16 protein-coding genes and 2 tRNA genes are annotated in these 26,789 nt (G+C 57.0%); 10 read left to right on the forward strand and 8 right to left on the reverse strand.

Features of this window, described 5'->3' with window-relative positions:
* Positions 1 to 82: 82 nt before the first annotated feature.
* A complete protein-coding gene (locus OZX73_RS00340) occupies positions 83 to 1,420 on the forward strand; it encodes a hemolysin family protein (protein ID WP_277149569.1) in 1,338 nt (445 codons plus the stop codon).
* Positions 1,421 to 1,426: 6 nt separating this feature from the next.
* Here OZX73_RS00340 and OZX73_RS00345 read toward each other — a convergent pair whose 3' ends face one another.
* Positions 1,427 to 1,960 carry a DUF1643 domain-containing protein gene (locus tag OZX73_RS00345; RefSeq protein WP_277149571.1) on the reverse strand — a complete coding sequence of 178 codons (534 nt, stop codon included), beginning with the start codon at positions 1,958 to 1,960 and terminating at the stop codon, positions 1,427 to 1,429.
* A 149-nt stretch (positions 1,961 to 2,109) separates the two neighbouring features.
* Between OZX73_RS00345 and OZX73_RS00350 the strand changes: the two genes are divergently transcribed.
* From OZX73_RS00350 to OZX73_RS00365, 4 genes are all read left to right on the forward strand, one after another.
* Positions 2,110 to 3,180 (forward strand): Fic family protein, encoded by a 1,071-nt coding sequence (locus OZX73_RS00350; protein ID WP_277149573.1) that lies wholly within the window; start codon positions 2,110 to 2,112, stop codon positions 3,178 to 3,180.
* A gap of 189 nt (positions 3,181 to 3,369) precedes the next feature.
* Entirely contained in the window at positions 3,370 to 3,588 is a 219-nt protein-coding gene (locus OZX73_RS00355; RefSeq protein WP_277149575.1) for a hypothetical protein, read from the forward strand.
* 228 nt (positions 3,589 to 3,816) lie between these two features.
* Positions 3,817 to 5,340 (forward strand): PadR family transcriptional regulator, encoded by a 1,524-nt coding sequence (locus tag OZX73_RS00360; protein ID WP_277149576.1) that lies wholly within the window; start codon positions 3,817 to 3,819, stop codon positions 5,338 to 5,340.
* A gap of 407 nt (positions 5,341 to 5,747) precedes the next feature.
* Positions 5,748 to 6,245, forward strand: coding sequence for a DNA starvation/stationary phase protection protein (locus tag OZX73_RS00365; protein ID WP_277149578.1), 498 nt, complete (start codon positions 5,748 to 5,750; stop codon positions 6,243 to 6,245).
* A 347-nt stretch (positions 6,246 to 6,592) separates the two neighbouring features.
* Here the strand turns inward: OZX73_RS00365 and OZX73_RS00370 are convergent, their stop codons facing one another.
* Positions 6,593 to 7,420 (reverse strand): SDR family oxidoreductase, encoded by an 828-nt coding sequence (locus tag OZX73_RS00370; protein WP_277149580.1) that lies wholly within the window; start codon positions 7,418 to 7,420, stop codon positions 6,593 to 6,595.
* Positions 7,421 to 7,860: 440 nt separating this feature from the next.
* Positions 7,861 to 8,463, reverse strand: coding sequence for a SprT family zinc-dependent metalloprotease (locus OZX73_RS00375; RefSeq protein WP_277149582.1), 603 nt, complete (start codon positions 8,461 to 8,463; stop codon positions 7,861 to 7,863).
* Positions 8,464 to 8,630: 167 nt separating this feature from the next.
* Here OZX73_RS00375 and OZX73_RS00380 point away from each other — a divergent pair.
* Both OZX73_RS00380 and OZX73_RS00385 read left to right on the forward strand, forming a co-directional pair.
* Positions 8,631 to 8,704 (forward strand) — tRNA-Ile (locus OZX73_RS00380).
* 57 nt (positions 8,705 to 8,761) lie between these two features.
* A tRNA-Ala gene (locus OZX73_RS00385) sits at positions 8,762 to 8,834 on the forward strand.
* Between the two features lie 350 nt (positions 8,835 to 9,184).
* Here the strand turns inward: OZX73_RS00385 and OZX73_RS00390 are convergent.
* Both OZX73_RS00390 and OZX73_RS00395 read right to left on the reverse strand, forming a co-directional pair.
* Positions 9,185 to 9,472, reverse strand: coding sequence for a CopG family transcriptional regulator (locus OZX73_RS00390; protein ID WP_277149584.1), 288 nt, complete (start codon positions 9,470 to 9,472; stop codon positions 9,185 to 9,187).
* A gap of 3 nt (positions 9,473 to 9,475) precedes the next feature.
* Complete coding sequence (locus OZX73_RS00395) at positions 9,476 to 9,748, reverse strand: hypothetical protein (protein WP_277149586.1); 273 nt, start codon at positions 9,746 to 9,748, stop codon at positions 9,476 to 9,478.
* Between the two features lie 428 nt (positions 9,749 to 10,176).
* Between OZX73_RS00395 and OZX73_RS00400 the strand changes: the two genes are divergently transcribed.
* The 3 genes from OZX73_RS00400 (at position 10,177) to OZX73_RS00410 (ending at position 13,655) form a co-directional block, all read left to right on the forward strand.
* Positions 10,177 to 10,416 carry a ferrous iron transport protein A gene (locus OZX73_RS00400; RefSeq protein WP_277149588.1) on the forward strand — a complete coding sequence of 80 codons (240 nt, stop codon included), beginning with the start codon at positions 10,177 to 10,179 and terminating at the stop codon, positions 10,414 to 10,416.
* A 435-nt stretch (positions 10,417 to 10,851) separates the two neighbouring features.
* A complete protein-coding gene (gene feoB, locus OZX73_RS00405) occupies positions 10,852 to 13,266 on the forward strand; it encodes a ferrous iron transport protein B (protein ID WP_277150859.1) in 2,415 nt (804 codons plus the stop codon).
* Positions 13,263 to 13,655, forward strand: a complete 393-nt coding sequence (locus OZX73_RS00410; protein WP_277149590.1) for a hypothetical protein — start codon at positions 13,263 to 13,265, stop codon at positions 13,653 to 13,655. The genes feoB and OZX73_RS00410 overlap by 4 nt, the downstream gene beginning before the upstream one ends.
* Before the next feature lie 215 nt (positions 13,656 to 13,870).
* Here the strand turns inward: OZX73_RS00410 and OZX73_RS00415 are convergent, their stop codons facing one another.
* From OZX73_RS00415 to OZX73_RS00425, 3 genes are all read right to left on the reverse strand, one after another.
* Positions 13,871 to 17,860 carry a CshA/CshB family fibrillar adhesin-related protein gene (locus OZX73_RS00415; RefSeq protein WP_277149592.1) on the reverse strand — a complete coding sequence of 1,330 codons (3,990 nt, stop codon included), beginning with the start codon at positions 17,858 to 17,860 and terminating at the stop codon, positions 13,871 to 13,873.
* Positions 17,861 to 18,983: 1,123 nt separating this feature from the next.
* Positions 18,984 to 22,478, reverse strand: coding sequence for a CshA/CshB family fibrillar adhesin-related protein (locus OZX73_RS00420; protein ID WP_277149594.1), 3,495 nt, complete (start codon positions 22,476 to 22,478; stop codon positions 18,984 to 18,986).
* 516 nt (positions 22,479 to 22,994) lie between these two features.
* Positions 22,995 to 26,381 carry a CshA/CshB family fibrillar adhesin-related protein gene (locus tag OZX73_RS00425; protein WP_277149596.1) on the reverse strand — a complete coding sequence of 1,129 codons (3,387 nt, stop codon included), beginning with the start codon at positions 26,379 to 26,381 and terminating at the stop codon, positions 22,995 to 22,997.
* Positions 26,382 to 26,789 lie beyond the last annotated feature (408 nt).

Below are 26,789 nucleotides of genomic sequence, written 5' to 3' on the forward strand. Positions count from 1 at the left end.
TCAAACGCTTTACTTTAAGCGAAATTCGGCGCACGGCCATCCAAGGGAGCATTTTGCCCCGCCGGTCTTCTAGACTGGAGGCATGTCTTTGGCCCTGGATATCGTCTTCGTTTTCGTATTCCTGATTATCGGCGGCGTGTTTTCGTGCACCGAGCTCGCGCTGGTGAGCCTGCGCGGCTCGCAGCTTGACGAAATGGAGCAGGAGGACGCGCGCGGGCAGAAGGTGGCTCGCATCGCGCGGGATCCGAACACGTTCCTTTCCACCGTGCAAATCGGCGTGACGCTTTCGGGCTTCTTCTCGGCATCGTTCGGCGAATCCGCCATCGCTCCTTGGGTCGAGCCGGTCGTTGAGAGCTGGGGGATTCCGCACCATATCGCTTCTCCCGGCACTACCATTGTGCTGACGTTAATCATCTCATTCTGCGATATCGTCATCGCGGAAATGGTGCCGAAACGCATCGCCATGCAGCGCACCGAGCAGATCGCGCGCGCCGCGGTGCCCGCCATCGACATCTTCGCCAAAATCTGCCGGCCGATCATCTGGCTCATCGCCAAATGCACCAACGGCATCGTGCGGCTTCTCGGCTTCGACCCGAGCCAGACCGAAACCGAGGTCAGCGACAAGGAACTGCGCGTGCTGGTCAATTCCAACACGAACCTCAGCAAGGACGAGCGCACCATTTTGGACGACGTGTTCGACGCCTCGGAAACCATTGTGGCGGAAGTGATGCGGCCACGTGCCGACGTGGTCTTTTTGGAAGGCTCGCAACCGATCGAGGAAGCCGCGAAATACGTGCGCGAGATGCCGTATTCCCGCTATCCCGTCACCGGCAAGGACTTTGACGATGTGCTCGGCTTTGTGCACGTCCGCGATCTGCTTGACGTGCGCGACCCGAACGCCAAAACCGTGGCCGACGTAACGCGCGAGGGCATTTCGCTGCCTGGTACTTCGAAGATTTTGCCAAGTTTGGCTTTGCTGCGCAAACGCGGGATTCACTTGGCCGTCGTCATTGACGAATACGGCGGAACCGACGGCATCGTCACGTTGGAAGACATGACAGAGGAGCTGGTCGGGGACATCCGCGACGAGTACGATCTGCCCGAAGATAACAACGGCGTCGCGGCGAACGGCGTAGGCGACGGCCGCAACGGCGAAACCGCATTCGTCGACGGCGTGGTCACGGTCGACGGCGGCATGACCATCGAGGATTTCGCCGACCTCACCGGCATCGAGCTGGAAGACGGCCCCTACGAGACGGTCGCCGGCTACTTCCTAGCCCACACCGGCCGCATGGGCGAGGTGGGCGAAACCCTCCACTCCGACGACGGCTACGACATGGTGGTCACCAAGGTCGACGGTCGCCGCATCGAGACTATCGAGGTCCGCAAGAGCGAACAAGAAAATTCAGATAACCAGTAAATAAGGTTATCGCATGTCTGCAATGTTCCAAGATTCCAGCTCTTGACCATAAGGAACTTGGTATTGACGAGCATGCGGATGCCGAGGGCTTCCGTCAGCATTTTTCTTTAGGCATTCAATTTTTACATTACCAAGCAACTGAACGACTTTACGAATTCTTTCTTTTGGCCGATTCCCTCCCCAACCTACGACAATGTGGTTAACTAAACCATCTCGGAACGCAGCTCCAAGCACACGAAATTGATGATCATTTTGCGGGCCGATAGGATACCCAAAGGCAGCTAGCTCTTCAGGATCAGAAGTCGTGAAGGCATACAGATTCAGGATGATAATCCCACCTGATTTTTCAGCTTTCCATTGCTTGACATATTCTATACAGCATTCAACTGTCGGATCGTTCTTTTCTGCATCTGCAGTTGAAGGATTTAAAAGTATAAACGCTGCCTTAGGAAGAGAGTCGTCCCAGGTTCTAGTGAGTAAATAACGATATCTATATACCTCATCCCCAAATTCAGCTGTACCTTCCACCTTTGTCATCATTGACTCCAATCAATTAATATTTTTAAAACAATTAAGTAATCAAAATAATTTTAATCTAGGTTTCTGCCTCATCCAATATTTTTCTGCATCAGATTGGTATAATATGATGCAGAAAAGTAATTGATGATGCAGAAAATGGTGCAGATAAGATGCATATTTTTGACTATGAGAAATCAGGGCACGAGCTGCTGACGCCGCAAACCGTGAATCTGCTCAATGCAATTCACGAAGCTAAAGGGCAACAGAATGTGCAGCTGCAAGTTAGCCCTGATCTTGCGGAGCCGCTGATCAACGTCGCACGCATCCAAAGCACTGATGCATCAAACCGCATCGAGGGAATCTCAACTACCAATAAACGTCTGGCTGGTATCGTCAGCGAGAAAGTGGCTCCACGAAACCGTAACGAGGAAGAAATCGCCGGCTATCGCGATGTGCTCAAAACTATTCACGAAAACTACGCGTATATACCGCTAGAACCGAACGTCATTCTGCAATTGCACCGCGATCTGTTCAAACACACGCCACTTGCCTTCGCTGGCCATTGGAAAGATACCGACAATATGATTGTCGAATCGGACGGAACAGGGCACGCAAGAGTCAGGTTCACACCACCATCGGCGCTCCAAACGCCGGAACTCATGGCGGCAGCTTGCGACGACTACAACAAAACGAACGAAGCCGGTGACATTGATTCCCTGTTGCTGACCTGCATGTTCGTTTTCGATTTCACCTGCATCCACCCGTTCAATGATGGCAACGGCCGCATGAGCCGGCTGCTGACGCTGCTCTTGCTTTATCGCTCCGGTTACGAAATCGGAAAATATATCAGCATCGAGCACCTTATCGAGCAAAGCAGAGCCACTTACTACGAAGCTCTAGCAGCGAGTACCGTCGGCTGGAACGAAAACACCAATGACTATGCGCCATTCGTCAATTACCTGCTCGGCATCATTCTGGCTGCCTACCGCGAGTTCGACGAGCGCGCCACAATTGTAAGCACACCCGCTTCCTTGCATCACCCGATAACCAAAAAGCAGCGCATCGCTGACGTCCTGAACCAAAGCCTCAGCCCACTCTCCAAAGCCGATATCAAGCAAACACTTCCAGACATCAGTACCTCAACCATCGAGCGCACGCTGAAAACCCTGCTCGACGACAACCAAATCCAAAAGCTCGGCGCAGGCCGATCCACCAGATACGTCAGCCTGCATCGCCAATAGAGGAACCGAAAATCCACTCGATTCCCGGTAATTGGGATATTCTATATTGATAACAAATAACTTTATTTAGAGCATTTTAGAAGACTAAAAAGGCCGATTACGACACTGCCCAAACTGGCGGAATAACAGGGAAACCAGCACCTATGTTCAAAAAAGCAAATGGTCGACTACCAAGTTTGCAAATGCTTGATGTTCAAAAAAGCAAATAGCTCACGTCAAAGTTTGCAAATGATAGACGCTCAAAAAGCCAATGTAAAACTACCAACTTTGCAAACGCCAGACGCCCAAAAAGCAAATCAGCGACCCTCAAGTTTGCCAATCATCCGGTATTTTAAAAACCAGAACAAAGATCAAGCCAAGATGCTACCAAAACGTTGGAATAACAAGGAAACCGGCACCGACCTTTAAGAAAGCAAACAACTAACCTTCAAGTTTGCAAACGTGAGACCTTCAAAAAAGCAAATGCTCGACCTTTAAGTTTGCAAATTCATAAATATGCAAAACTGTCTCCAAAAAGCCGACCACACTCCATATCTGAGACGTGAACAGATCGATTTTGACATCCAGCGGCGAAGCGATACCATTTACTCTCAGTAAGAGTACTAATAGTTAGAGTAATTAGATTAGAGGTGCATCATGGCGCTGCCTTCCATTGAACTCATGACGCTTGGAGCGTTGAAAGACCATCCGATGAGCGCTTATGACATCAACAAATTCCTTGCCTCACGCGGCGTGAGCAACTGGGTTCAGGTCAGCGAGCAATCCGTCTATCGAATCGCGATCAAGCTTTGCGACGACGGCTATACCTCAATCGACGCAGAGGATTCCGCAGCCTCCTCGCAAAAGCGCGTCTACTCCATAACGCCGAAAGGCGCACAGCATTTCGACGAACTCATGGATGAAATCGCCTCGGCGCCGCCGCATATCACCTTCGACTTTGTGGCCATGGTTGCGAATCTTTATCAGACCGACGAAGCAACCGGCCGTCGGCTGCTCACGACGCTTGAAACCAACCATCGCAGCGTAGCCGAGTGGCTGCGGAGCTCAGTTGCCGGTCTGCCGTTCAGCGAGGCAAGCGAAACCGTGCTGCTTTGTGCCGATACATACGCTCTCATCGCACGTTGGGCACATCATTTTCAAGAGAATTTCTATCATGACTCGGAATCTACCAATATCGCTGAGTCTAATAATGACAACGATAACAATGCGAAAAACACAGATTCCCAAAACAAATCAACCGATTTCGTCATTGTCACTCCTCACCAAGCAGCGCCACAAAACGACTCAGTAAGAAAAGAAACTAAAATGCAGGAACAAAACGGGCCAGCTGAAGAACCCAACGACGCAACAACTTCCAACCACGAATCCGATAATGACAAACCTGGAGCAAACACCACTTCAAGCGATTCGGCAACTTACAAGACCTCGACCAGCCAAGCACCAAACCAAAATAAGTCCGATACCGGTGCAAACGAGAACGACACACAAAACAGCCCGACCGTCATTGTGAAAAACCAACGGTTTACTGGCTCACTACCGATTACGAAACTGGATTTCCATTTGCACTCGATGGCTGGCAGAATCACCACCCAACCAAGCGATTCCGGCGCATTCGAAATCAAATTCCACCATTGCAAGGCCGCGGACTTCCAGATTGCGAACACGGCCGGTACACTGCACATCGCCAATACCGGCACACCTTGGGAACACATGTCTTTGATGGACGTTTTCAATCCCACCCAATGGAATGCCTATGTCGAAGTAATTATCCCGGCCGCACAACCGTTAGCGCAAACAACCGTCGCTCTTAATAGTTCAAGTCTCGTCATCGCGGGGCTAGAAAGCCACGACTTCGACCTCAATCTGCACAGCAGTTCCGCCAAAATCAACGATATTTCGGTTGATGCCGCCTCCTTAATAACCCACGGCGGAAGTGTGAAATGGAACGGAACCGTGCACAACAACTTGGATATCGATTGCCATAACAGCAGTGCTCACATCACTGGCCTACCAAGGAATTTCGGTTATCTCGCAGAAATCCATAGCAGCACTCTGACAGTCGACGGCCAACCAATCATCGCCGACAGACACTCCGCCAGTCGGCCAGGAAAGCCGATGGTGGATGTCAATTTACATTCCAGCAGTATTTCACTCGATTAAAAACATATGGCTGTCGATATCCTTCTGCGGAAAAAACGATACCGTATTCAGATAATTTTCTTGAATCCAAAATTTCTCTGCAAGCTGGGTTGAGACATTTCGTAACACATTCGCCATAATCGGATTGCGAAACGACGCCGCGCAACGCAAAGGAAAACCGCGAAGCGCAACGCAAATCTGGACGTTGAACGGGATTTTGTCAGGCAAACTTGCAGATGACGTGGCGAACCCTTCAATACACGCAAACTTTGGGCTCGATAACCGCCAACAATTCACCTTTATTACTCACAAAACCGCGACATTTCAAGGGTTTCGGCGCAATTGGGCTCATGATGAACCACTGAGACGCACGCCACAATTCACTAGAATAGTAATTAGCAATATTCGCAAACAGGAAGGAAACCACTATGGCAAATGAATTTTTGAGCCCCGGCATTGATCAGGCAGCATCCGATAAGATCGTCTCGATTCTGCAGAACCGCTTGGCGCAGGAGGAAGAGGCTTCGCTGATTTTGAAGCACGCGCACTGGAACGTCGCGGGCCCGAGCTTCATCGGCGTGCACGAAATGATCGACCCCGAGGTCGATGCCGTGCGCAACATGGCCGACGAGACCGCGGAACGCATCGCCACCCTCGGCGGCAGCGCCGAAGGCACCCCGGAATCCATCATCAGCAACCGCACTTGGCGTGAGTTCAAGCTCATGGGCCGCCAGAACACCCAGGATTACCTGAAGGCTCTGGTCGACTACTACAGCGACTTCATCGTCGCCGAGCGCAAGGCCTACGAGGAACTCGATCCGATTGACGTCATCAGCTCCAACATCATGCAGGACCACGTGCAGGAACTCGAGCACTTCAACTGGTTCATGAACAGCCACCTGATCGAAGAGCAGGCCCACGCCTGAGCTTTCGAGCTTTAGGGCTGTTTGGTTTTAAGCGAATCGCTTCATAAATTTGCTTGAAACCGCAAAGTATCAATGCCTCGCCATTCACCCTCATCCTGAATGGCGAGGCATTTTGCGTTGTATAGCACCGTTGTATAGCACCATGGATACGAAAATGCGCAACGCTGAGACTAGAATAAATTACTAGTTGCGCTCATCCTGGTAATGAGTAGACGCCTGCATATTCATGCACGGAAGAACCGAAAAAACGCCGCATTTCGCAGTAGATAGCGCGACAAAGCATTGTGCCTCCACCCAGCGAATCTGGATGAAGGCACAATGCCATATTGACGAAGTTTCGCGCAAACTCAGCTTTCGCGATAGACCCGCTGGGCCGAGGCCTGGGCGCGCGGACGGACCACGATCGAATCGATGTCGACGCTGTCGGGCAGGTCGAGCGCCCACTCGATGCACTCGGCGATGTCGTCGCCGGTCAGCGGGCTCGGCACCCCGGCGTAGACGGCGTCGGCCTTGGCCTGGTCGCCATGGAAGCGGTTGAGCGAGAACTCCTTGGTCTCCACCATGCCGGGTGAGACGTCGATGACGCGCAACGGCTGGCCGACCTGCTCGAAGCGCAGCGTCTGGGCCAAAACCCGCTCGGCGGACTTCACGCCGCAATATCCGCCACCGCCCTCGTAAGGCTCGATGCCGGCCGTCGAAGAGACGACGACCACCGTACCGCCGCCGGGCGCCTTCTTCAGCGCCGGAAGCAGCTTCTGGGTGATGCGCAGCGTGCCGAGCACATTGACGTCATACATTTTGCGCCAATCCTCGACGTTGCATTCCTCGATTGGATCCTGCCCGATCGCCCCGCCGGCGCAATTGACCAGCGCCTTCACCGGCCCGCCGCGCACAATCCTCGTCACCGCGGCCTGCGTCGAGGCCTCGTTGGTGACATCGCACACCACATATTCACAGGCGTCGCCGAGCTGGTCGGAAAGCTCAATGAGCTTGTCCTTGCGCCTTGCGAGCGCCACGACCTTCCAACCGACCGACGCCAGCTGCAACGCCGTCGCACGCCCGATGCCGCTGGATGCGCCCGTGACCACCGCCCGTTTCGACGTCACGGTATTGCCGAGCCGAATCTCGGATTTTCCTTCGTTTTCCGCCGTGTTTCCGGCTAGCGTTCCCACCATTGAAAACCTCCTCGCCACTCTTTCGAGCATATTTCCATCGCGTCGCCCGCGTCGGCGATGCGGCAATCATTCATTACTAACGCTACCGCAAAACCCGACAATCAACCCTCGGCACACCACATAGAAATGCATAAATATTACAGAAATTCCTCTTCCTTACCAAATTTCAAGACCGGCCAAAATGTGTGTCTGAAATCGGGTTTCAGGTATTCTGCAATATGGTTTTAGAGCTGTTCAAAATCGACGCCAGAAAACCTGAGCTATATATTCGTTTACCGCCACAAAAGCCCAAGGCTGGTTGCAAACGCGCATCTGGGCGGATACATACGAATCAACTCACAAATAAAACGGAGCTCACACAACTTACGATCATCAAAAGTAACCACTTGAAATTCGCAAGACGTCTTTACAATGCATGCAGTAGCGCGAATCCGCTTCCGTCACCACACCATTTCGCGGTTCAAATCACGCCGCAGCACACGCCAATCAGGCAGATATTCGCCCATCCGACGTTGGAATTCCGGGCCATGGCCGTTCGCCCACAAATGCGTCATCTCGTGAACCAGCACGTATTCGAGGAACCGCGGATCCATCAGCCCGAGTTGCAGATTCAGGCGGATCCGCCCGGTTTTGGGCGTGCACGATCCCCAGCGCGAGGTCATCAACCGCAGGGTGATATGCGTGGGCCTACGCCCGATAACCGGCACCCAGCGCTCCAGCAGGGCCGGCAGTTGCGCATGGATATTGGCCTGCGCCGCACGCTTACGTTCGTCCGTCCATTCAAATGCAGGCGAAGCGGCCTTCTCCTCCACCCGTTTTCTCTGCCGCTCAATCCAACTGCGACGCTCACGTACGAACCCCACAATCTCGGCATCGCTTATCCGCGCCGGAGCGGTCACTTCGATCTTGCCGGTCGGCGGCTTGATACGCAGGTACATATTCCGCATGGTCTTGCGCGTCACACTGATTTCCAGGTCATCGACGCGCAACATGGCGCTTGAAACGGTTCTGGCCTTGGACCGGGAACGACGGCGATAAGTCATATCCGCATTGTCTCGCGTGCGATTGACCTGACATTTCAATTTGTGCACTAATCATCGAACGCCCTACGATATCTTCAACAAACGTTCACGACACGCATGGACGTTGGGTTGACTATCCGCACCCAGCTGGTAAACTATTCCTTTGTACGTCTCAAAGCGTGCTGATTGGGCCCGTAGCTCAGCTGGTTAGAGCGCATCCCTGATAAGGATGAGGTCGGAGGTTCAAGTCCTCCCGGGCCCACGCAAGGTTCTCAAGTTCAAATCCCAAAGGTTTCATCAAGAGAATCGTTGTGTTTCTGGGGCTATGGCGCAGCTGGTAGCGCATCTGCTTTGCAAGCAGAGGGTCGCCGGTTCGAACCCGGCTAGCTCCACTTTAGAACGTTGCGATTTCAATGTTTTCATGGATTTCTCAAAATACATTAATTGTCTACTGGTAGTAATTAATAGTGCTGACTATACGAAATCCTGATTACTCATGGCTTTCTATATATCTCTAGCCTCGCCGCCACTCCATTGGCTATAGTCCTTTTCCAGAACGTGGCGAGTAGTCTCTTCGAAACGGTCCAGCCACAACTCGGCATAAACGTCCAACATCTTTGCTGCAGCGGAATGACATATCAGGTTCTGCAATGTCTTCGCATCGCATCTAAATTCCCCTAAATATCAACAAATCTTTGCATATCAGATACAAATTGTTCTGGCACGCAAATTACTCTAACCGCTATGCTGTCTGGCGCCCGAGCTCTCTGTGGCATGCCTCGCGCATAAGATCAGCAAAACTCACGCCACGCTTGTCGGCGGCTTTGCGAAGCGCCTCAGCCTCGCTACCAGGCATACGGAACGTCACTGGAACCATCGGCTCCTCATACAGCGGAGGACGGCCAAGCGGCTTATTGACAATCAACTTGCCAGGAGCGCCGTGATAGACGCCATTGTCGGCGTCCCTGTCCCACCGGTCAATCATCTCGTCGGTGACCTCGACCCCGCCTTTTGCCCTGTAGTCTTTCATGGGTTATCTCCTTCCCAACAACTGACGAATCTCGCCCCCGCCGAACCCCATCTCGGCGAGGAACTTCTTTCTTGCCGGCACGACGTGGAAAATGATCCATTCGTCATCTTCCATGCCCGCATACGCGATCATCTCGGTCAACCTGCCATGCCAGTCCCAGCCAATGGCGAGCATCTGGTCCGGCTCATAACCGCCCTGGCGGGGAAGCATGCGAGCGGCATTAGTCCACGCCGCGACGATCTCTTTCTCATCAAGCCAAGGACGTTTCTCCAACACCCTCGGATGCAAGCAAACCGGCAACTCCCCACCTCTTTTCTTTTTGTATACAGAAAGAATATCTTTTCGTATACAAAAAAGCAAGACAATCCTCTGTCAGCTACAGAAGAAGACCCCAAACACAAAATCGCAATAAGTTCCGTGAACAATTCGATGATATCAAATCAGAAATTTCCTGAACCACCATTTCACCCATCCCTCATCTCAGCAGTAAAAAGACTGCCATATTAAGGATTTCAACTTCATTCCCTTATTTATTCCAATTTATTCCGCTTTATTCCATCTTTGAGATCCAACATAAATCGTGAAACTCGACATTACATCGCAATTTATGCGCGCCAACAAATCTCAATAATTAGTTCGAGAAAAGTTGAGATTTTCGAGAAAAACTCTTTACTCGGGACGTGCAATGAACTATTCTCCGAAGTATGACCGAATCGTTGCGAACCTGCCCACTTGGCGTGGATGTGGAGATATGCAGGATGGACTTCGAGGCCCGCAGCCGCTTTAGGCTCAACGAGCTCGGGTTCCGCGTGCATGAGCCGGTTCGCGTCATCCAAAAGGCGATGTTCGGCGGTTGCGTGGTGGCGCACGGCGGCGAGCGCATCGCCATCGACGGGGCCACCGCACGGCATATCTTCGTGGCCCCTCGGACGCAACGGTTATAGTATCAAAGAACACTATCGACGAGACCTGGCGGGCAAATTATGGACAAAACAACTACGGCCACATCACCCGCCGATACTTCCAAATTAGACAAGAGCTCTCCAGCCACCGAAACGATTGATGACAACGTGGCCGCAAAAGTCTCCGAAACAGTCAGAACACACAAAACCAAAGACCTCAACGATTCCGATTTGATGCCGGAACCGGCGGATTGCTGCGGGTCTGGTGGATCCGTCAGCGGGCCCGAAGGCGGGCATGGCGCGGGCGACGGAGACGCGGACGGAGAAGGCCACGCTGGACATGGCGGCCACGGCGGGCACCATCACCGGCGCGGACTTGCGGTTCTGCTGCCGCAACGCCAGCCTCATCACGACGGTCACAGCAATGGGCACGGCGGCGAATCCAGTCATACGGACGGCATGAACGGCATGGAGGGCATGGCCGGGAAAAACGGCAAAGCCTCGCACGCCAACCCACGTATCGTGTTCGTTGGCAATCCCAACGTCGGCAAATCGACGCTTTTCAACGCTGTGCTCGGCGCGAATGCGACAGTGATGAACGCACCTGGTACCACGGTTCTGGTGGAGTCCGGAAGCTTGCAGCGCGATGGCGAACGCTGGGACTTCATCGACACCCCTGGGACAGCTTCGCTCGACGCCTATAGCCCGGACGAGCAGGTCGCGGGCGAGGCGGCGATGGGGCGGCGCAGTTATGCCAAGCCCGACGTCATCGTCTTCACGTTCAACGCGACTTCGCCTTCGAAATCGTATTACCTTTTGAGCCAGCTGATGGATCTGGGATTCCCAATCATCATCGCGGTCACCATGCTCGATCTGGCGGAAAAGCAGGATTCGCCGGTCACGTTGCAGCGGCTCAAACGCACGCTTCCCGGCATTCCGATGGTTCGCGTCGACGGCCGCACCGGCCAAGGCAAAGCCGAATTACTAGACACCATCACCGCGACACTGACCGAAGCCAACGCGCAACAAGCTGAAAACGGCAACGAACAAATTGGTCCATCGGCAAATTCAGCGGCGCGGACAAATATAACCGAGAATGCAAAACAATCGCAAAAATCGTTGGAAACTGGCGATTCCAGACCAAATCCAACTCAAACGAATTCGTACAATGATGTTTCCGCAGACTCAGACGCCAACATAACCAGGCAGCGGCATACAACAAAAGAATCAGACAACATTACAGATTCGTATGAAGCTCTGGGTAAGACCACCGAAACTACTCCTCAAACATTGCCAGAAACAGCGAAAGAAGCTGTAACAGAAGCCGCCCACAAGGCTTCGGAGGTCGTGGAGACCACACTAACCAAAGCCAATTATGCGACACCGTCTTTGGATGACGGTGGAGCTTATGTTTCACGCGAGATTCATGTGCAACTTGAACCCAAACCAGTCACCAGCATTCCCGCACCGCCCGCGAGCGCCTCGCAAGAGGAAGTCTCGCAGTGGGTACGGGCGACCTCGGACGAACGCTTCGAATGGATCGCGAAGAAACTCAAGGAAATCAACAAGGGGCTGCCACAAGGCGCCGTGACCACGGCGCACCGCGAGACGTTCTCCGACAAGCTCGACCGCGTGCTGCTCCACCCGGCGGTCGGCCTTGTCGTCTTCCTGATCACCATGTTCCTCGTCTTCGAGGCGACCACCACGCTGGCTGGCCCCCTGCAAGACTGGTTCGACGTCACCCTGCGCGGCTGGTGTACCGACGGCATCGCCTGGATCTTCACCGCCATCGCCGGCAAGGGCGCACTTGACGGATGGCTCTATTCGCTGATCGTTGACGGATTCCTGAACGGCGCGATTACAGTGTGCACATTCATCCCGCCGATGGGCATCATGTTCATCATCCTCTCGCTGCTCGAGGATTCGGGCTACCTGGCGCGCGCGGCGTTCGTGATGGACCGCGCGATGCGTATGGTCGGCCTCGACGGACGGGCGTTCCTGCCACTGGTAGTCGGCTTCGGCTGCAACCTGCCCGCGCTGGCCTCCACGCGTACGCTTCCGGATTCGCGGCAACGCCTGCTCACCGGCCTGCTGATTCCGTTTACCTCCTGCTCTGCGCGTCTGAGCGTCTACGTGGTGCTGGCCTACGCGTTCTTCGGCAAGTTCGCCGGCCTCGCCATCTTCCTGATGTATGTCAGCTCCATCGCCATCATCCTGGCCGTCGGCTTCGCGCTTCGCAAAACACAGTTCAAAGACCTCAAAACCCAACCATTCGCCATGGAATTGCCGCCTTACCAGATGCCGCGTCTGCTGCAACTGCTCAAATCCGTGCTGCAACGCCTCTGGTCGTTCATCACCGGCGCGAGTTCCGTCATCGTCACCATGCTCATCGTCGTGTGGGTGCTTTCCGCCATCCCGATTTCGGCGGGCGCGGCCGGCACCAATTCCTTCGGTCACGTCGACAAGGTCGAGAATTCCGTCTTCGGCGCGGCGTCATCGGCCATCGCGCCGGTCTTCGAGCCTGCTGGTTTCAACGATTGGCACGCTTCGGCCGCGCTCGTCACCGGTTTCGTGGCCAAGGAGGTCGTGGTCGGCTCGCTTTCGCAGAGCTACGCCATCAACGATTCGGGCAACGAATCCGAGCAGGCGGAAGGCCAGGGAAGCCTCGGCCAGGCGGTGCACAAGAGCTTCGAGAAGTCCAGCCACGGGCATCCCAATGCTGCGGCCGCAGCGTTCATGATCTTCATCCTCGCCTACACGCCGTGCCTGGCGACGGTGGCTGAGATGAAGCGGCAATACGGCATGAAAACCGCGCTGCAATCGGTGGCAACCGGGCTGATAGTGGCCTATATCCTTGCCATTATCGTCTTCCAAGTCGGGCGATTATTATGACTTCCGCGCCCCTCGATAATGATGGTTTCCGCAAAGTATCTGGAAGCTCTGCAAAACTATCGGATTCCGATAACCGCATCGCTGTGGACCATCGCGCTTCCTCATCCGTTGCCCAGAAAATCATCGACGGTCTCACGAACGGCCAAACGCCGCGCATGATTGCCACCGGCCTCAATCTGCCACTGGATTTCGTCGACCTCGTCATCGAACAGGAGCGCGCGGCCGGCCGTCTCAACATCTACGACCTGCGCTCATGTAATACAACCACCGGCGAAGGCTGCGATCCCGACCCGGACTCCCTGGTCTGCGCCGGCTGCCCGATCCTGCCGAAAACCATCCGCCAGCGCCAGTCCGTCTTCGGCCGCCTCAAAGCGAAGTTACATCGATAAAAATTGCCTCTATCCTTAAAACTTACGGATACGACACTTCGCAGTGGGTTTGAGGCATAAAACTGGGGTGACAGGAGGATGAGAGCCCTGCCGTCCCAGCTGGTTTTTTATGGACGCTACCGATCAGTGTCAGCGCCAGCCTTAGTCAGCACCGACTAGCCGCCGACGCCCCGCGAGAGGCAATCGGCAGCACCAATCAGCACCACTAGAACCAATCACCGCCGATGGGCGGCGTGCTCCTGCGGTTTGCCGTGGCGCTTGACGGCAGCGGAGATGGCCAGGCCGAGCAACAGCGTGACGACGGCGATGACGACGATGAGCGCCACCGCGGCACCGGTCTCAGAGAGCCCGCCCCGACCCAGTATCCAGTCAGTGGAGTTCTCGGCGTTGGTGCCGCGGCGCACCACGGGCGCCTTGCCCTCACGGAAGGCGACGAACGTGTTCAGCCCGTCCTCGCCTTGCGCCGCGCCGATCGAAAGTGTGAAGGCCGGTGAGCGCCGGTAGCCGCGAGGCGCGCGGATCTCGGCGATCGTCCAATTGCCCCACTTGAGGCCGGTGACCCGGAACCTGCCAGCCACCGGGTTCTCGTCGGGCCCAGTGCAGCCGGCGAAGGTGCAGTCGCGTACATCAAAGCTCTGTCCGTCAGGCCCGGTGAGCCTCCACACGGAGCCGCGCAACAGCCGCCTGCCGCTCGGGTCGGTGCGCGCCCAGGAAAGCGTCGCCGGCAGGTCCACGTCCTTCAACGTGACCACCACATCGGCGTCCTGTGGCACGCTGAACGAGCCATCGGAGGCGACGCTGATCGGCGCCCCGGAGGCCAGCGCGACCTGAAGAGCGCTCTGCCGGTACCCCGCGTTGAGCAATTGGCGCACGGAATAGGTGCCGGAAGTCTCGAATTTCGCCACGTCGAGCGTCACGGCCTGCGCGGAGCCGCCCCGCGGCACCAGCGAGATCCGGGAGCCGTCACCCGAGGCCGTGCCTCCGTAGCGGTAGTCGCGTTCGAGCCGCACGGTGAGCTTGGGCTGGTGCCCCCGAACCGTGCGCACGCCGGTGACGTCGCGCCCGTTGCGCAACGCCTGCTGCGCCTGGGCGAGCGTGAGCGGATGCGCCCGCGCAACGTCGCTGTTCAAGTAGTAGACGATGTCGCCGTCCTGCGCGTAATCGGCCCGCGACGAGCCAGCCACCGTGAAATGGGTGGTGTCCGGCACCTGCGCGGCGCCCTGGCTGAACGTCTGCGTCGGCCCACCGCCCGCGCTCGGCGAGACGGCAACGGTGAAGTCCGAGGGCCGCGCGTCGCCGTTGCCGGTGACGTTGGTCTCGAAGGTGAGCGTCTCGTCTGTCTGCGGCTCCACGGTCTGCTCGCACACCAGGCTCTGGTCGTTGGGCAGGTCGGCCTGGTCGCTGGTGATGGTGATGTCCTCGGAATCGTTGACCACGCAGCTCAGGTCGCGCGAGACCTTGTAGCCCGGCTCGATGGACCTGTCGGTCGAAATCGTATAGGTGCTGGCGGGCACGCTCAGCGTCGTGCTATCCGGCAAGGAACGCGGGGCGCCGCTGGTCGGGGTGATCGTTATCGGGAAGTCCGCGGCGGTCGCGTCGCCTCCGCCTATGACGTGCGTGATCATCTCAATTTTCGCTGGCTTCGAGCGCACCGTGCGCACGCCGGTGACGGTGTGGCCAGTGGGGATGACGATCTGCTCGTTCACAGGCGTGATCACGGAATGGGCGGTGTCATCGTAATACGAAATCTGGCCGTCCTGCGCATAGCCCGCGGGCAGATCCTCGCCCTTGATGGTGTATTTGCCGGCGTCGATGGTCTGCTGCGCACCTTCGGTGAACACCGTCTGATCGACGCTGTCCCTGCCGTCAAGCGTCACGGAGAAGTTGAAATCACTGGGCCGCGCGGTGCCGCCCTCGCTGTTGTCGACGACGGTGCTGAGCTTGAGGTGGCTGGGCATATCCTCCACAACTCGCGTGCCGATGACATGCTGGCTGAGCCTCAATTGCGGCCCGTCGCCCACCATGGTCGGGGGCGCTCCGGTGAAGTCGTCCACGTATTCGATCGGCCCCACTTGCTGGTATCCGTCGGGCAAAGCCGAGCCAGTGATCGTGTAATCCCCCGCGGCGACCCTGTGCGAGTCCCCGCCGGCGGTGTTGCTGTATGAGTAGGAATGGCCCGGCGTGGTCGCGGTGAACGTGAAGTCACCGGGCGTCTTGGTGCCGCCATAGCGGTTATGCACCACCGTTATCAGCGTCAGCGCGGGGTCAGGGAAGGCCTTCTCCCTGAAGGTGCATTGCACATTGGAATCGTAGTTATTGGGTATCGTCAGCCTGCCGCCCGGGCTGATGGAGACCGTGGAATTGTCAGACAAATCCACGCATTTGACGGTTTGGGCATAGTCCCCCGGCGCGCTTGGCGAAAGCGGCGCGAGCGCGTCGGTGATGTCGTATTCGCTTCTCGGGGAGACGCTTCTGGGCCCGATCTGCACGGACTGGATGCCGTTCTCGCTGCCGGTCGTGGTCGCGTCGAGGTTACGCGTCGAACCGACGGTCACGGCCTGCGCCGTCATCTTGAACTGGTCGTTGCCAGCCTTACGGTCGCCGACGATGTTGGTGAGCACGCTCAGGGTGGGCACGTGCACGTCGGCCTTGTAGTCCTCGACCTCGCCGCCGGAGCCGCCGGTCATGCCGGTCGGCTGGATATTGGAGGTGGGGTCATTTGTAATACGTAAACGCAAGTACGAGGGATTGCCCTGGGCCGAGATCTGGTTCTGCGCGTCGTCCGGCACCTGCCAGGTCAGCGTCGCCGTGTTGGAGGAGGTGGAGCAGGCCACCTGGTCGCTGGCCTCGGCGGTCACGTCCGTGCCGCCGACGGTCGCCTGTTGGGGACTGAACGTCCCGTCGTGGTTCCAGTCGATCCATCCGCGCACATTGCCCGTGCCGTGGCATCTCACTGTCAGCCGGTAGATACCGGATGAGTTGGGCGTCACGTTGATGGCCTTGGTGCCCGGCGGTATGTCGACGCCGTCCTCGTCGTTGATCACATGGCCGCTGGAGTCGAGGTCGCCGTGGGCATCGTCCCAGTTCGCGCCGGAGCTGAAATGCGGCTCGGCCTCGGAGTCCTCGCGGTCGCCCAGCCTCGGAGTTGGTTGCGCGAAACTCGCCACGTGGTTCGGGTTGGTACTCGCGGTATTGCGCGCGTCCGAAAGGTTGAAGAGCGTCCCTCCGACCATGGATAAGTCGGGATCGATCGGATCAGGGAAGTTATAAGGCGTGCCGGAAATATCGGTGCCGAGCGCGCCGCCCTGCCAGGTCGGCTGGAACAGCGAGCCCGCGGCGCCGTAGCTCGCGGGGGCGTCGCCGAAGTCGGACGCCACGATGCTGCCGAGTGCCACGGCCGTCTCGCCGCCGCCACGAAGCGTCACGGTCGCGCCGGTGGAGCCTTGCATGAACATCACCGAGGAAGGCCCGGTGCCGCCACGGTTCGCGCATTGCGGCCCGTTCGAGCGGAACCGCAACGTGTTACCGTTAAGTTCGGCCATGGAGCTTGTGGTGCATCCGGGGTTGCGATAGCTGTCGAGCAGACGCCAGGTAGGGCTGCCGACGGTCGGCGTGGCCTTGATGTATTCCTGCTGGTGCCGTGTCCAATTGTTGGACTCGGCGTCGGCGAACACCAGGCCCTGCAACGCGACGGAATGGAAGCCGGGAGCGGAGGTGTTGGTGCCGTCATTAAGCGTCGGGGTGGTCCCCGAGTCAATCAGGTAGGCCGCGCAGCTGAAGTTGAAGCTCACGGTCTCGCGGTTGTTGACATTGGCCAGCCCGGCCGTCATCTTGTTCGTGTAGCCGGAACCACCTTCGTAATACATTTGTGCGAGCGCGTCGCCGCTGTACACGCCGGTGCGGTAAGCCTGGATCGGCAGTGAGGAGGACATCGCGGTAGCGGGGTCGGACGAAGGGGCCAGCGCGCATCGCGTCGAGCTCCAGTGCCCCGAACCGATTTCGACGGGCGTGGTCCACGTGACCTTAGGACCCGTGATCTGGCTGCCCTCTGCGCCCCATTCCACCCAGTTGATGTCGGGGAGCATACGGCCGTTGCCGCCGGTCGCCGAAGTCGCGTTCGCGGGGCTGGCGACCACCAATCCCGCCAACGCCATCGCCACGGCGCCGATGGTCGCCGCCGCTTTCACCAGTCTGCCGTGTGCCATTCGATGTTTAGACACTTCTTCGTCCCCTATCTCAGATGTGCGCGCAAAACAGAGTATTATCCGTTTTTAAATCTTCTTATCCTTCTATAACTTTCTCACGGTTCATACACCGTCTTTTCGTTTTCGCAATAGGAGAAGCCGAATCCGCCCGCATTGCCCAGCAAACAAGACACAGTCATATTGATTTCGCAGCAAACCATGCAAAACAAAGAAAATATCTATTCCCGACACAAGCGTAAGACAATACGCCCCAACCACGGCAGGATGGCGCTGCCGGCCTTTCAACGGTCGCACTCCGCCATGACTCGATGAAGATCCAGCGATAACGCGTTGTACGACACGCCGAAAACGATTTCAAAGAAGATTGCAAAAAATCGTCTATCAGTATCACGCAAAACTCACGTAAATGCTGAGCCTTAACGACAAATTTTTAAAGACCGATTAATAAACTGCCATGTCTTAATCTTAATTTTTACACATTTATTCTATTTATGCCTATTTAATGTGTTATAGTTAATGCGTTCGTTGGTTGAACCTAAACCGCAATACGGATATCAGGCTCACGAACGACCACCAAGGTACGCGACACCGCAACGGTCTCATCGCCGCAGCAACACGCACCACATAATTAAAGACTTCCCGCTTGGTATGTTTAACACCCAGCCAAGCGGGACCGATTCGGGTGCTCGCATGGGAACAAACCCAAACCAAACCCTCCCATGCGGCACCCTTCTTCATCCGTACAAGCATCGGAAGTCTGCCAGGGATTCCTTGTCATCAAGGTTTCTGGCGGGCCTTCACCGCCCACGTTGGATGATGCCTACTATATCCCAAAATCGAAACACATTTTCTGTATTCCGGTGCGCCGTGTTCGTCTATCTGATGGGCAAAAAACGCGGCCAAACACCATGGCAGAGAAACGAAAGACTTCCCGGCCGGCCTCGACACCGCCGGACGGGAACCAACCGGGCGCCGGCGGGGGCTACAAACCTAAACCAACCTCCCCCGCCGGCTCCCACCCACCCTTTACATACGTGGGCGGGCCGATGGAATCATGTCCATCAGCCACCCACAGGATTTTTATTGATTACTGCCGCCAGCGCAAAGCCAATCAAAGGCATCTTCACCACTCCTTGCGCCGACGCAAGGCCATGTGTGTGCCGACTGCGGTCACGAAGCCGAGCCCCATCGTCACGAATGTGATCATCACGACAATGGTGACACCAGCACCAGTGGAGACAAGCCCGACATAACGAGCACCGTGCCTGCCACGCGCCTTGGACCCACCTTTCCCAGACCCGCCAAGCCCCAGTCCAACTTGCCCAAGTCCGCCAAGCCCTGGCTCATGACTCACGGGGTCGCCGCTCTCGAAGAACGTACTCTGGCGCGGCCCGTCCGGCGTGCTGGCGGGATCGGAGGGATCCAACGTCAACGCCTTTGGCCCGGTGAGCCCATAGCCCACAGGCGCACGTGTCTCGGCGATGGTCCAGCCGCCCCAATGAAGGCCGGTGACGCGGAACTGGCCGGGCCTGGGATCCTGATCCATTCCAGTACAGGTCGCCTCGGTGCAATCCTGCACGTCGACCACCTCGCCGTGAGGACCGGTCAGCCGCCACTCGGAATCGCGCAGCAACAAGCCGGTGAACCGGTCGGTGCGCGACCATACCAGCGTGCCGGGCATGTCCACGTTCTTCAGGGTCACGACCACATCGACATCCGGAGGCGCCACGAAGCTGCCGTCCGAGTTGACCGTGACCGGTGCGCCGCCCGCCGTCACTTCGATATCGGTGAGCTTGTAGCCGTGATTGAGGAACTGGGCCACGGCATAGCTGCCATCCGGCATGTATTCGTCTTGGTCGAGCGTCACGTTCTGCTCCAAACCACCCCGTGGGGTCAGCGTGATCCTAGAGCCATCGCCCGCGGCCGTGCCGCCGTAGCGGTAGTCGCGGTCGAGATGGACCCTCAGCTTCGGGCGGTGGGTGGTGACCTTGCGGATGCCGGTCACGCTCTCGCCGTTGTCCAGCACGATCTGCGCCTGCGCCAACGTCATCGGGTTGGCGTGTGCGACATCGGTATTCTTGTAATACACAATGTCGCCGTCCTGCACATAGCCGTCCTTGGAGGAACCGGTGACGCTGCCGATGCTGCCCGACGGCGTTTGCGCCACTCCCTCCGTGTAGGTCGTTGCCGGACTGGAGCCAGCAGCAACGCTAAAGTCGAAATCGCTTGGCTGCGCGTCGCCGCGCTCAACCTCCGTCTTGAGCGTCAAGGTCGCCGAACGAGGCGTCACCGTCTGCTCGCACACCACGTTGTCGCCGTTGGTCAGCGCCACCGTGCCGGCCGTCACACTCACCGGAGTGGAGCCAATCTTGCAGCTCAGCGCGCTCATGACCTCGTAGCCCGGTTTGTTGGACATGTCCGTTGTGATCTTCCAGGAACCTTCCGTGAACGACACAGGAAAACCGTCAGGCAATGACGTCGACGAGCCGCCAACAGAAGGCTTGGTAGAGGTCGGGAAATCGCCGGCTGTCGCATGGCCGCCGTTGACATGCGTGGTCACCTGCAACGTAGGATTGGAACGTTTCAAACGCGTGAAGGTGCACTGTACGTTGGAATCCGCCGGCATCGTGAATTTACCATTGGCGTCAACACTGACGGCCACGCCACCATGGGCCAGGTCAACGCACGAAAGGCTCTTGGAATACCGGTTCTCGCCGCTGACCGAGCCTCCCGCAAGCGGGGCGAAAACCGTGTAGTCAGATCCATAGGCAAGATATTTGGGACCGATATGGTTGGCCTGCACGCCTGTCGAGGAGCCAGCCGTAGTGGCGTTGGCGACCTCGGTGTTCGTCAAGTCTTCTGCAGACATCCTGAACTGGTCGGAGGCATCGTAACGCCCGCCAGGCAAGTCCACCTGAAGTTTAAGCATCGAGACATGCACATCGACCGCGTAATCCTCGACCTCGCCGCCCGTGGTCACGCCGGTCGGGGTGAGCCGCACGATGGCACCGCCCATGGAAACCGTTTGATCGGTGATACGCACGCGTTCGAACGACTGGGTTTGTGTCCCTTCATTCTTAACTGCCGGCTGGGCACCATCGGGAACATGCCATGTCAATGTGGCTGATTGCCCCGTAGATAAATTCGACGGATCCAGCGAGCACGCAACCTGGTCGCTTCCCTCGTCGGTATCGTCAAAGGCCCCATCATGGTTCCAGTCGATCCAGCCCTTCACCTCGGCGTCCGCCGTGGATTTGCAGCTTACTTTCTGCGTGAACGTGCCTGTTGCATCCGGATTGATTTTGATGTTGTGGGTTGTGCCATCACGAGGCGCATCCGCCAAGCCGTCCTCATCGTTCTGAACAGTGCCCGAGACCTGGTCAGCGTGAGTGTCGTCCCAATCGGCATCAGCGGAGTGATGCGCCTGTGATTCAGAATCCTCGTGCACGCCCAGACGAGGTGTCGGTTCGCTGAACCCGGCAAGTTTGGAGCTATTCGTCGCAAAGTCATCCCTGGCTTGCGAAAGATTGAATATCTGCCCATTCTCCATGGTGGTATCGGGATCGAGAATATCAACGGGGTTATATAACGTGCCAGCAATATCCGCGCCAAGCTTGCCACCGGTCCATTGCGGCTGGAACAACGAGCTGGCCACGCCATAGCTTTCGGGCGCATCGCCGAAATCGGGGAGCGCGATGCTGCCCAAGGCCACGCCGGTCTTGCCGCCGCCTTTGAGCGTCACATGGGCCCGCTGCGAGCCCTGCAGGAACATCACCGACGACGGACCGCTATGCGTATAGAAAGGCAACATGTTGGCGCATTGTGCAGCGTCGGAACGAAAACGCATGGTGTCACCCTTGAGCTCCGCCACCGAGTTCGTGGCGCAGCCAGAAGTGCGATAGCTGTCAAGCAGACGCCAAGTGGGTGTTTGGCCGATAATGCTGGATTGCGGCGTGGCCTTGATGTATTCCTCTTGCTCGTAATAACCGCCGCCGGAGATGGGATATTTGACCCAGTTGTTGGACTCGGCATCAGCGAAAATCAAGCCTTGCAACGGCACTTCCGTGAATGGAGCGACACTGGTGGTCTCATTCAACGTTGATGACGGATCGCTGGCCGATGGGATGAGATACGCGGAGCAGCTGAAATCGAACGAAAGCTTCACCCCGTCGTCTTTGTTTTCCAAACCGGTCACCATGGTGTTGGAGGAAGTGGATCCCCCTGGAGATACCCCTTGGTTGTACATATATGGCAAACCATCGCCTGGCCATCTACCTGTCCGGTAGGTCCTCATCGGACGAGCGGCGGAGTATTCCTCGCCAGGCCCTCCCGCAGGAACCACCGAGCATCTGGTAGAGAACCAATGATCACTGCCGACTTGGGTTGGAGTGGCCCATACCACCTTTGATGTGGTCACGTCCTCTTCTTCGGTGTCGCTCCATTGCACCCAATTGATGGCATCGCGCAACCTGCCTTGGCCGCCTGTAGCCATCTCCTGCGGGCCAACCACCGGTGCAGGGCCAGCGTTCGCCGTTCCCGACACCACTACCCCGACCAGACCTATGGCAAGCGCGCCGACCAACCCGGCCAGCCTTGCAAGGCCTCTATGCCCCCGCATCTTCGGCTCCTCTCATTGAACCTTCTGAAGATGAACATCGACTTCTCAACCAATGCCTTTGAACTACAAAGAATCACTTCCATAATGCCACGTTCGACATAAGGCGTGAAAATTAACAGACAAAATACGCCATCAAATTATATTTAGGAATCAACGAATTAATATCAATCGTTATAAATATTGAGCTATGAATGAATCATATCATATTCGTCAACGTTTGACACTGCCAAAACAAACCGAGCTACATTCGTAAGACATTGCCCAAAATCCCAAAACATCCGAATATTCATTGCCTAATTTTTACAATTTTATTACATTTTCAATGGAAGAAACGGATGAAACCAACAATCGTACCCATATACAACAATTACACCGCCCGCTTCACACATAATACGCGAATGGACGGCTGGGGGTATCGCTACCCTCGCCGTCCATTCGCGTCATTCACCACAGGCTGGCACCACCACCGACTCCGTCAGCGCCGGCACCAACCGTAGGCATCATCAGCGCTTGCGTTCACTCCTCACGCCGACGCAGCACCGAGGTGGTGCCGGACGATGCGGCGAAGCCAAGTCCCAATGCGACGAAGGCGATGATCACGATCATCGCGACCCCGGAACCGGTGGTGGCCAGGCCGTGTGTGCCGTCCTTGAACCAAGCCGTCCTCAGCAAGCCATTCAGGCCCTTGGAGGGATCCAGGGTGAGCGTCATCGGATTGGCGAGGCGATGGCCCGCGGGAGCCTTGATCTCGGTGATGGTCCATTTGCCCCACTTGAGGCCGGTGACCCGGAACTTGCCGGGCGTCGGATCCTTGTCCAAGCCCGTGCAAGTCTCGGCCGTGCAATCCTGCACCTCGACCTTCGAGCCATCAGGGCCAGTGAGCTCCCAGATGGAGCCGCGCAGCAAGGTCGTGCCGTCCTCATCGAAACGGGACCATTCCAGCGTGCCAGGCTGATCCACATTCTTCAGCGTGATCACCACATCGGCGTCAGACGGGACGTTGAACGTACCATCCGGGTTGACGATGATCGGGATCCCGTTGACCTTCACATTGAGGTCGCTCTGCTTGTAGCCGGCGTTCAGCAGCTGCTTGACCGAATAAATGCCGGGAGCCACGAACTCAGGCTGGTCGAGCGTCACATCCTGATCCGAGCCACCCTGCGGGGTCAGCTTAATCTTGGAGCCGTCGCCCGCTTCCGTGCCGCCGTAACGGTAGTCGCGGTTGAGCTTGACGGTCAACTTCGGCTGATGGGTGGTGACCTTGCGGATGCCGGTCACGCTCTCGCCGTTGTCAAGCGCGGTCTGGGCCTGCGCCAACGTCAGTGGCGTGGTGTGGTTGACATCGCTATCCTTGTAATACACAATGGCGGCAGATTCAACATAATTGGCCTTGTTGGAACCGACGACGCTTGCGATGCCTCCGGCCGGCGGGGCCTGCCCGACACCTTCCTCGTAGGTCACCGGTGCGCCGCCCACGGTCGGTGTCACAGTGAAGTTGAAGTCACCGGGCGTCGCGTCGCCTCGCTCGACCTCCGTCTTGAAGGTCAAGGTCGGCGTCTTTGGCGCCACGGTCTGCTCGCAGACGACATTCTGGCCGTTGGCGAGCGCCGCGGTCGCGTCGGTCACCGTGATCGGCGTGCTACCGGCGAAGCAGCTCAACGCGCTGGTGACCTCGTAGCCGGGCTTGTCACTCATGTCGGTCTCGATCTTGTAAGAGCCTGCATCGAAGGTGGCCGCGGTGTTATCGGTCATCGCGGTTCCGCTGCCGCCACTCGTCGGCGTCACCGTCACCGGGAAGTCGGACGGAGTCGCGTGGCCGCCGTTGACATGGGTGATGACCTTCAGCGTTGGATTCGCCAACTTCGTCTTGACATACGTGCACTGGATATTGGAATCGTATGTCGTCGGCGTCGTGATCTTGCCATTGGTCACCGTCACTTGCGTAGCAGGATTAGTGGCCAGGTCCTGGCAGCTGAGTTCGGTGGAATACCGGCTCTCTTCGCTGGCCGAACCCGCGTCAAGAGGAGCGGCGAGCGTGTACTGCGTGCTCGGGTCGACCCGTGTGGGTGCGATCTGGGCCGATTGCTGGCCTGAGGCGCCGCCAGTCGTCGTGGCATTGCCAACAGTGCCACCCGCCGAATCCTTGACGGACATCGCGAATTGGTCCGTGCTGTCTTGGCGACCATTGGGCAGATTCATCAGCACGCTGATCATGGGGATATAGACGTCGACCGCGTAATCCTCGACCTCGCCATTGGTGGTGGTGATGCCGGAAGCGGCAAGCGTCCCAACCGTACCGGAACCGAGCGGGCCGGTGTCGCCGGTGATGCGCACGCGCTCGAACGTCTGGCCGCTTGCGGTCTCGCCTTTCACGGATCGCTTGGCGTCGGTCGGAATCGTCCAGGTGAGCGTGGCGGTGCCTTGGGAATAATTGCCACCAGACGGAACCGAACCCACGCAAGGCACCTGGTCGCTCGCCTCGGTGGTCTCATCGAACACGCCGTTGTGGTTCCAGTCGATCCAGCCCTTCACGCGCGCAGCGGCGGTGTCGGTGGCGCAACTGACCGTCTGGGTGAATGTGTTACTGGTCGGCAGAATCTTGACGTTTTTATCAGTCGGAGTGTTGTTGTGCGGCGCGGCGGCCAACCCATCCTCGTCGCTCAGCGCCTTGGACGGGTCGGAGGGATCGGTCTTGCCGTTCAGGTCATCCCAATCGGCGTTGGTGGAGAAATGGCGCCGGGATTCCGGGTCCTCCCACTGGCCAAGCCTCGGCACGGAAGCGGCCATATCAGCCACCTTGTTGTTGTCACGCGCCTGCGAGAGGTTGAACATCGGCGAACCGATCATACCCGGATCAGGGTCCTGAGGATCATTCGGGGTGGTAGTGGTGGAAACGATATCGGTACCGAGCTCGCCACCCTCCCATTGCGGCTGCATCAACGCGCTGCCGACTTTGTAGTTGGCCGCGCCGGGTAAAGGCGTGACACCAGGATTGACCCCGGGCGCATCGCCAAAATCGGTGGCCGCCACGACGCCAAGGGCAATGGCGGTGACGCCGCCACCCTTGATTTCCACATCGGCCTTCTCCGAATTCTCGAGGAACATGACCGAAGACGGGCCCTTGGAAGGCCCACTATTGGCGCACTGCTCATCATCTGAACGGAAACGCATGGTGTCGCCATTGAGGTCCGCCACAGAGTTGGTGTTGCATCCGGTGGTGCGATAGCTATCGATCAGACGCCACTTTGGCGTCTTGCCGACTTCCGGAACAGGCGTGGCCTTGATGTATTCGTGCTGGCCACCCGCCTGCCAGTTGTTGGACTCCGCATCGGCGAAGACCATGCCTTGCAACGGAACTTCCTGATACGGCGAGGTAGGCACGGTCTCGGTGGTGTAGACCGGTCGTGTCGCGGATTGGATGAGATATGCGGTGCAGGAATATTGGAAGCTGACCTTCGCCGTCGGGGCCGCGTTCGCCAGGCCGATGGTCAACGTGTTCTCGTCGGCTGGATTCGAGACCCTGTTGTTATACAGTTGGACCAGACCATCGCCATACCAATCGCCAGATCGGTATGATTCCAGTTGATTGCCGGCGCTGAGCGGGAAGCTGCCGCTCGGGTCTATCTCACAACGGGTGTTAAGCCAGTATCCGTTGCCGGCATCCGTGGATTTCATCCATCTCGCGGTATGGCCACTGAAGGCGGTCCCCGTGCTTGTGTCCCATTCCACCCAGTTGATGGCGGCGCTCAATCGACCGTCGCCGCTGGTGGCTGAGACTCTCGGGCTGATTCTAGGCGGATTCGCGTTCGCGGTGTTGGCGAACGTTATCGCGCCGGTCAGGGCCATGGCGGCTGCGGCCACAATGCCGGCAGTCTTGGCCAACCCTTTATGTCTGAACATCATGTCTCCTCTCGTTGAGACTTGTAGCGAAAGGTGAGTCACCGTTGTATCAAAGAAAGCTCACCTTTGAATTATTTAAACGCTACTTCGATAATGCCACAAAATGATAGTCGCCCGCCAATTATGCGGAAAATGAAACTTCTCATGCGTTTGCTGATTGTCGAAATGAATAGGATTAATCGTTATAAACTACCTAAACATTAGGTAAACCGCGGTCTTTTGCCGATACAAGCAAACGAAACACAAAACCCGTCGCACGAAGCAGCCCGACTTTGGGCGCTGCACGACATGGTTTTTGGGACTATAATGCTCTTTTCACTTCGCCTGCAGCGCCCGAAGCCCGATGGGCCATATATAACCAGACATTCCGGCCAAACCCGACACAAAAAGCCGATAAACCCCAAATAAATC

The organism is Bifidobacterium sp. ESL0775, assembly GCF_029395475.1.
In the GTDB taxonomy this organism is placed as follows: domain Bacteria; phylum Actinomycetota; class Actinomycetes; order Actinomycetales; family Bifidobacteriaceae; genus Bifidobacterium.

What these genes read in the sequence shown, in the direction of transcription:
- OZX73_RS00355 (WP_277149575.1), top strand. Translation starts at nt 3,370, where the DNA reads ATGTTCAAAAAAGCAAATAGCTCACGTCAAAGTTTGCAAATGATAGAC.
- OZX73_RS00365 (WP_277149578.1), top strand. Translation starts at nt 5,748, where the DNA reads ATGGCAAATGAATTTTTGAGCCCCGGCATTGATCAGGCAGCATCCGAT.
- OZX73_RS00340 (WP_277149569.1), top strand. Translation starts at nt 83, where the DNA reads ATGTCTTTGGCCCTGGATATCGTCTTCGTTTTCGTATTCCTGATTATC.
- OZX73_RS00410 (WP_277149590.1), top strand. Translation starts at nt 13,263, where the DNA reads ATGACTTCCGCGCCCCTCGATAATGATGGTTTCCGCAAAGTATCTGGA.
- OZX73_RS00375 (WP_277149582.1), bottom strand. Translation starts at nt 8,463, where the DNA reads ATGACTTATCGCCGTCGTTCCCGGTCCAAGGCCAGAACCGTTTCAAGC.
- OZX73_RS00345 (WP_277149571.1), bottom strand. Translation starts at nt 1,960, where the DNA reads ATGATGACAAAGGTGGAAGGTACAGCTGAATTTGGGGATGAGGTATAT.
- OZX73_RS00415 (WP_277149592.1), bottom strand. Translation starts at nt 17,860, where the DNA reads ATGGCACACGGCAGACTGGTGAAAGCGGCGGCGACCATCGGCGCCGTG.
- OZX73_RS00370 (WP_277149580.1), bottom strand. Translation starts at nt 7,420, where the DNA reads ATGGTGGGAACGCTAGCCGGAAACACGGCGGAAAACGAAGGAAAATCC.
- OZX73_RS00390 (WP_277149584.1), bottom strand. Translation starts at nt 9,472, where the DNA reads ATGAAAGACTACAGGGCAAAAGGCGGGGTCGAGGTCACCGACGAGATG.
- OZX73_RS00420 (WP_277149594.1), bottom strand. Translation starts at nt 22,478, where the DNA reads ATGCGGGGGCATAGAGGCCTTGCAAGGCTGGCCGGGTTGGTCGGCGCG.
- OZX73_RS00400 (WP_277149588.1), top strand. Translation starts at nt 10,177, where the DNA reads ATGACCGAATCGTTGCGAACCTGCCCACTTGGCGTGGATGTGGAGATA.
- OZX73_RS00425 (WP_277149596.1), bottom strand. Translation starts at nt 26,381, where the DNA reads ATGATGTTCAGACATAAAGGGTTGGCCAAGACTGCCGGCATTGTGGCC.
- feoB (WP_277150859.1), top strand. Translation starts at nt 10,852, where the DNA reads ATGGCCGGGAAAAACGGCAAAGCCTCGCACGCCAACCCACGTATCGTG.
- OZX73_RS00360 (WP_277149576.1), top strand. Translation starts at nt 3,817, where the DNA reads ATGGCGCTGCCTTCCATTGAACTCATGACGCTTGGAGCGTTGAAAGAC.
- OZX73_RS00350 (WP_277149573.1), top strand. Translation starts at nt 2,110, where the DNA reads ATGCATATTTTTGACTATGAGAAATCAGGGCACGAGCTGCTGACGCCG.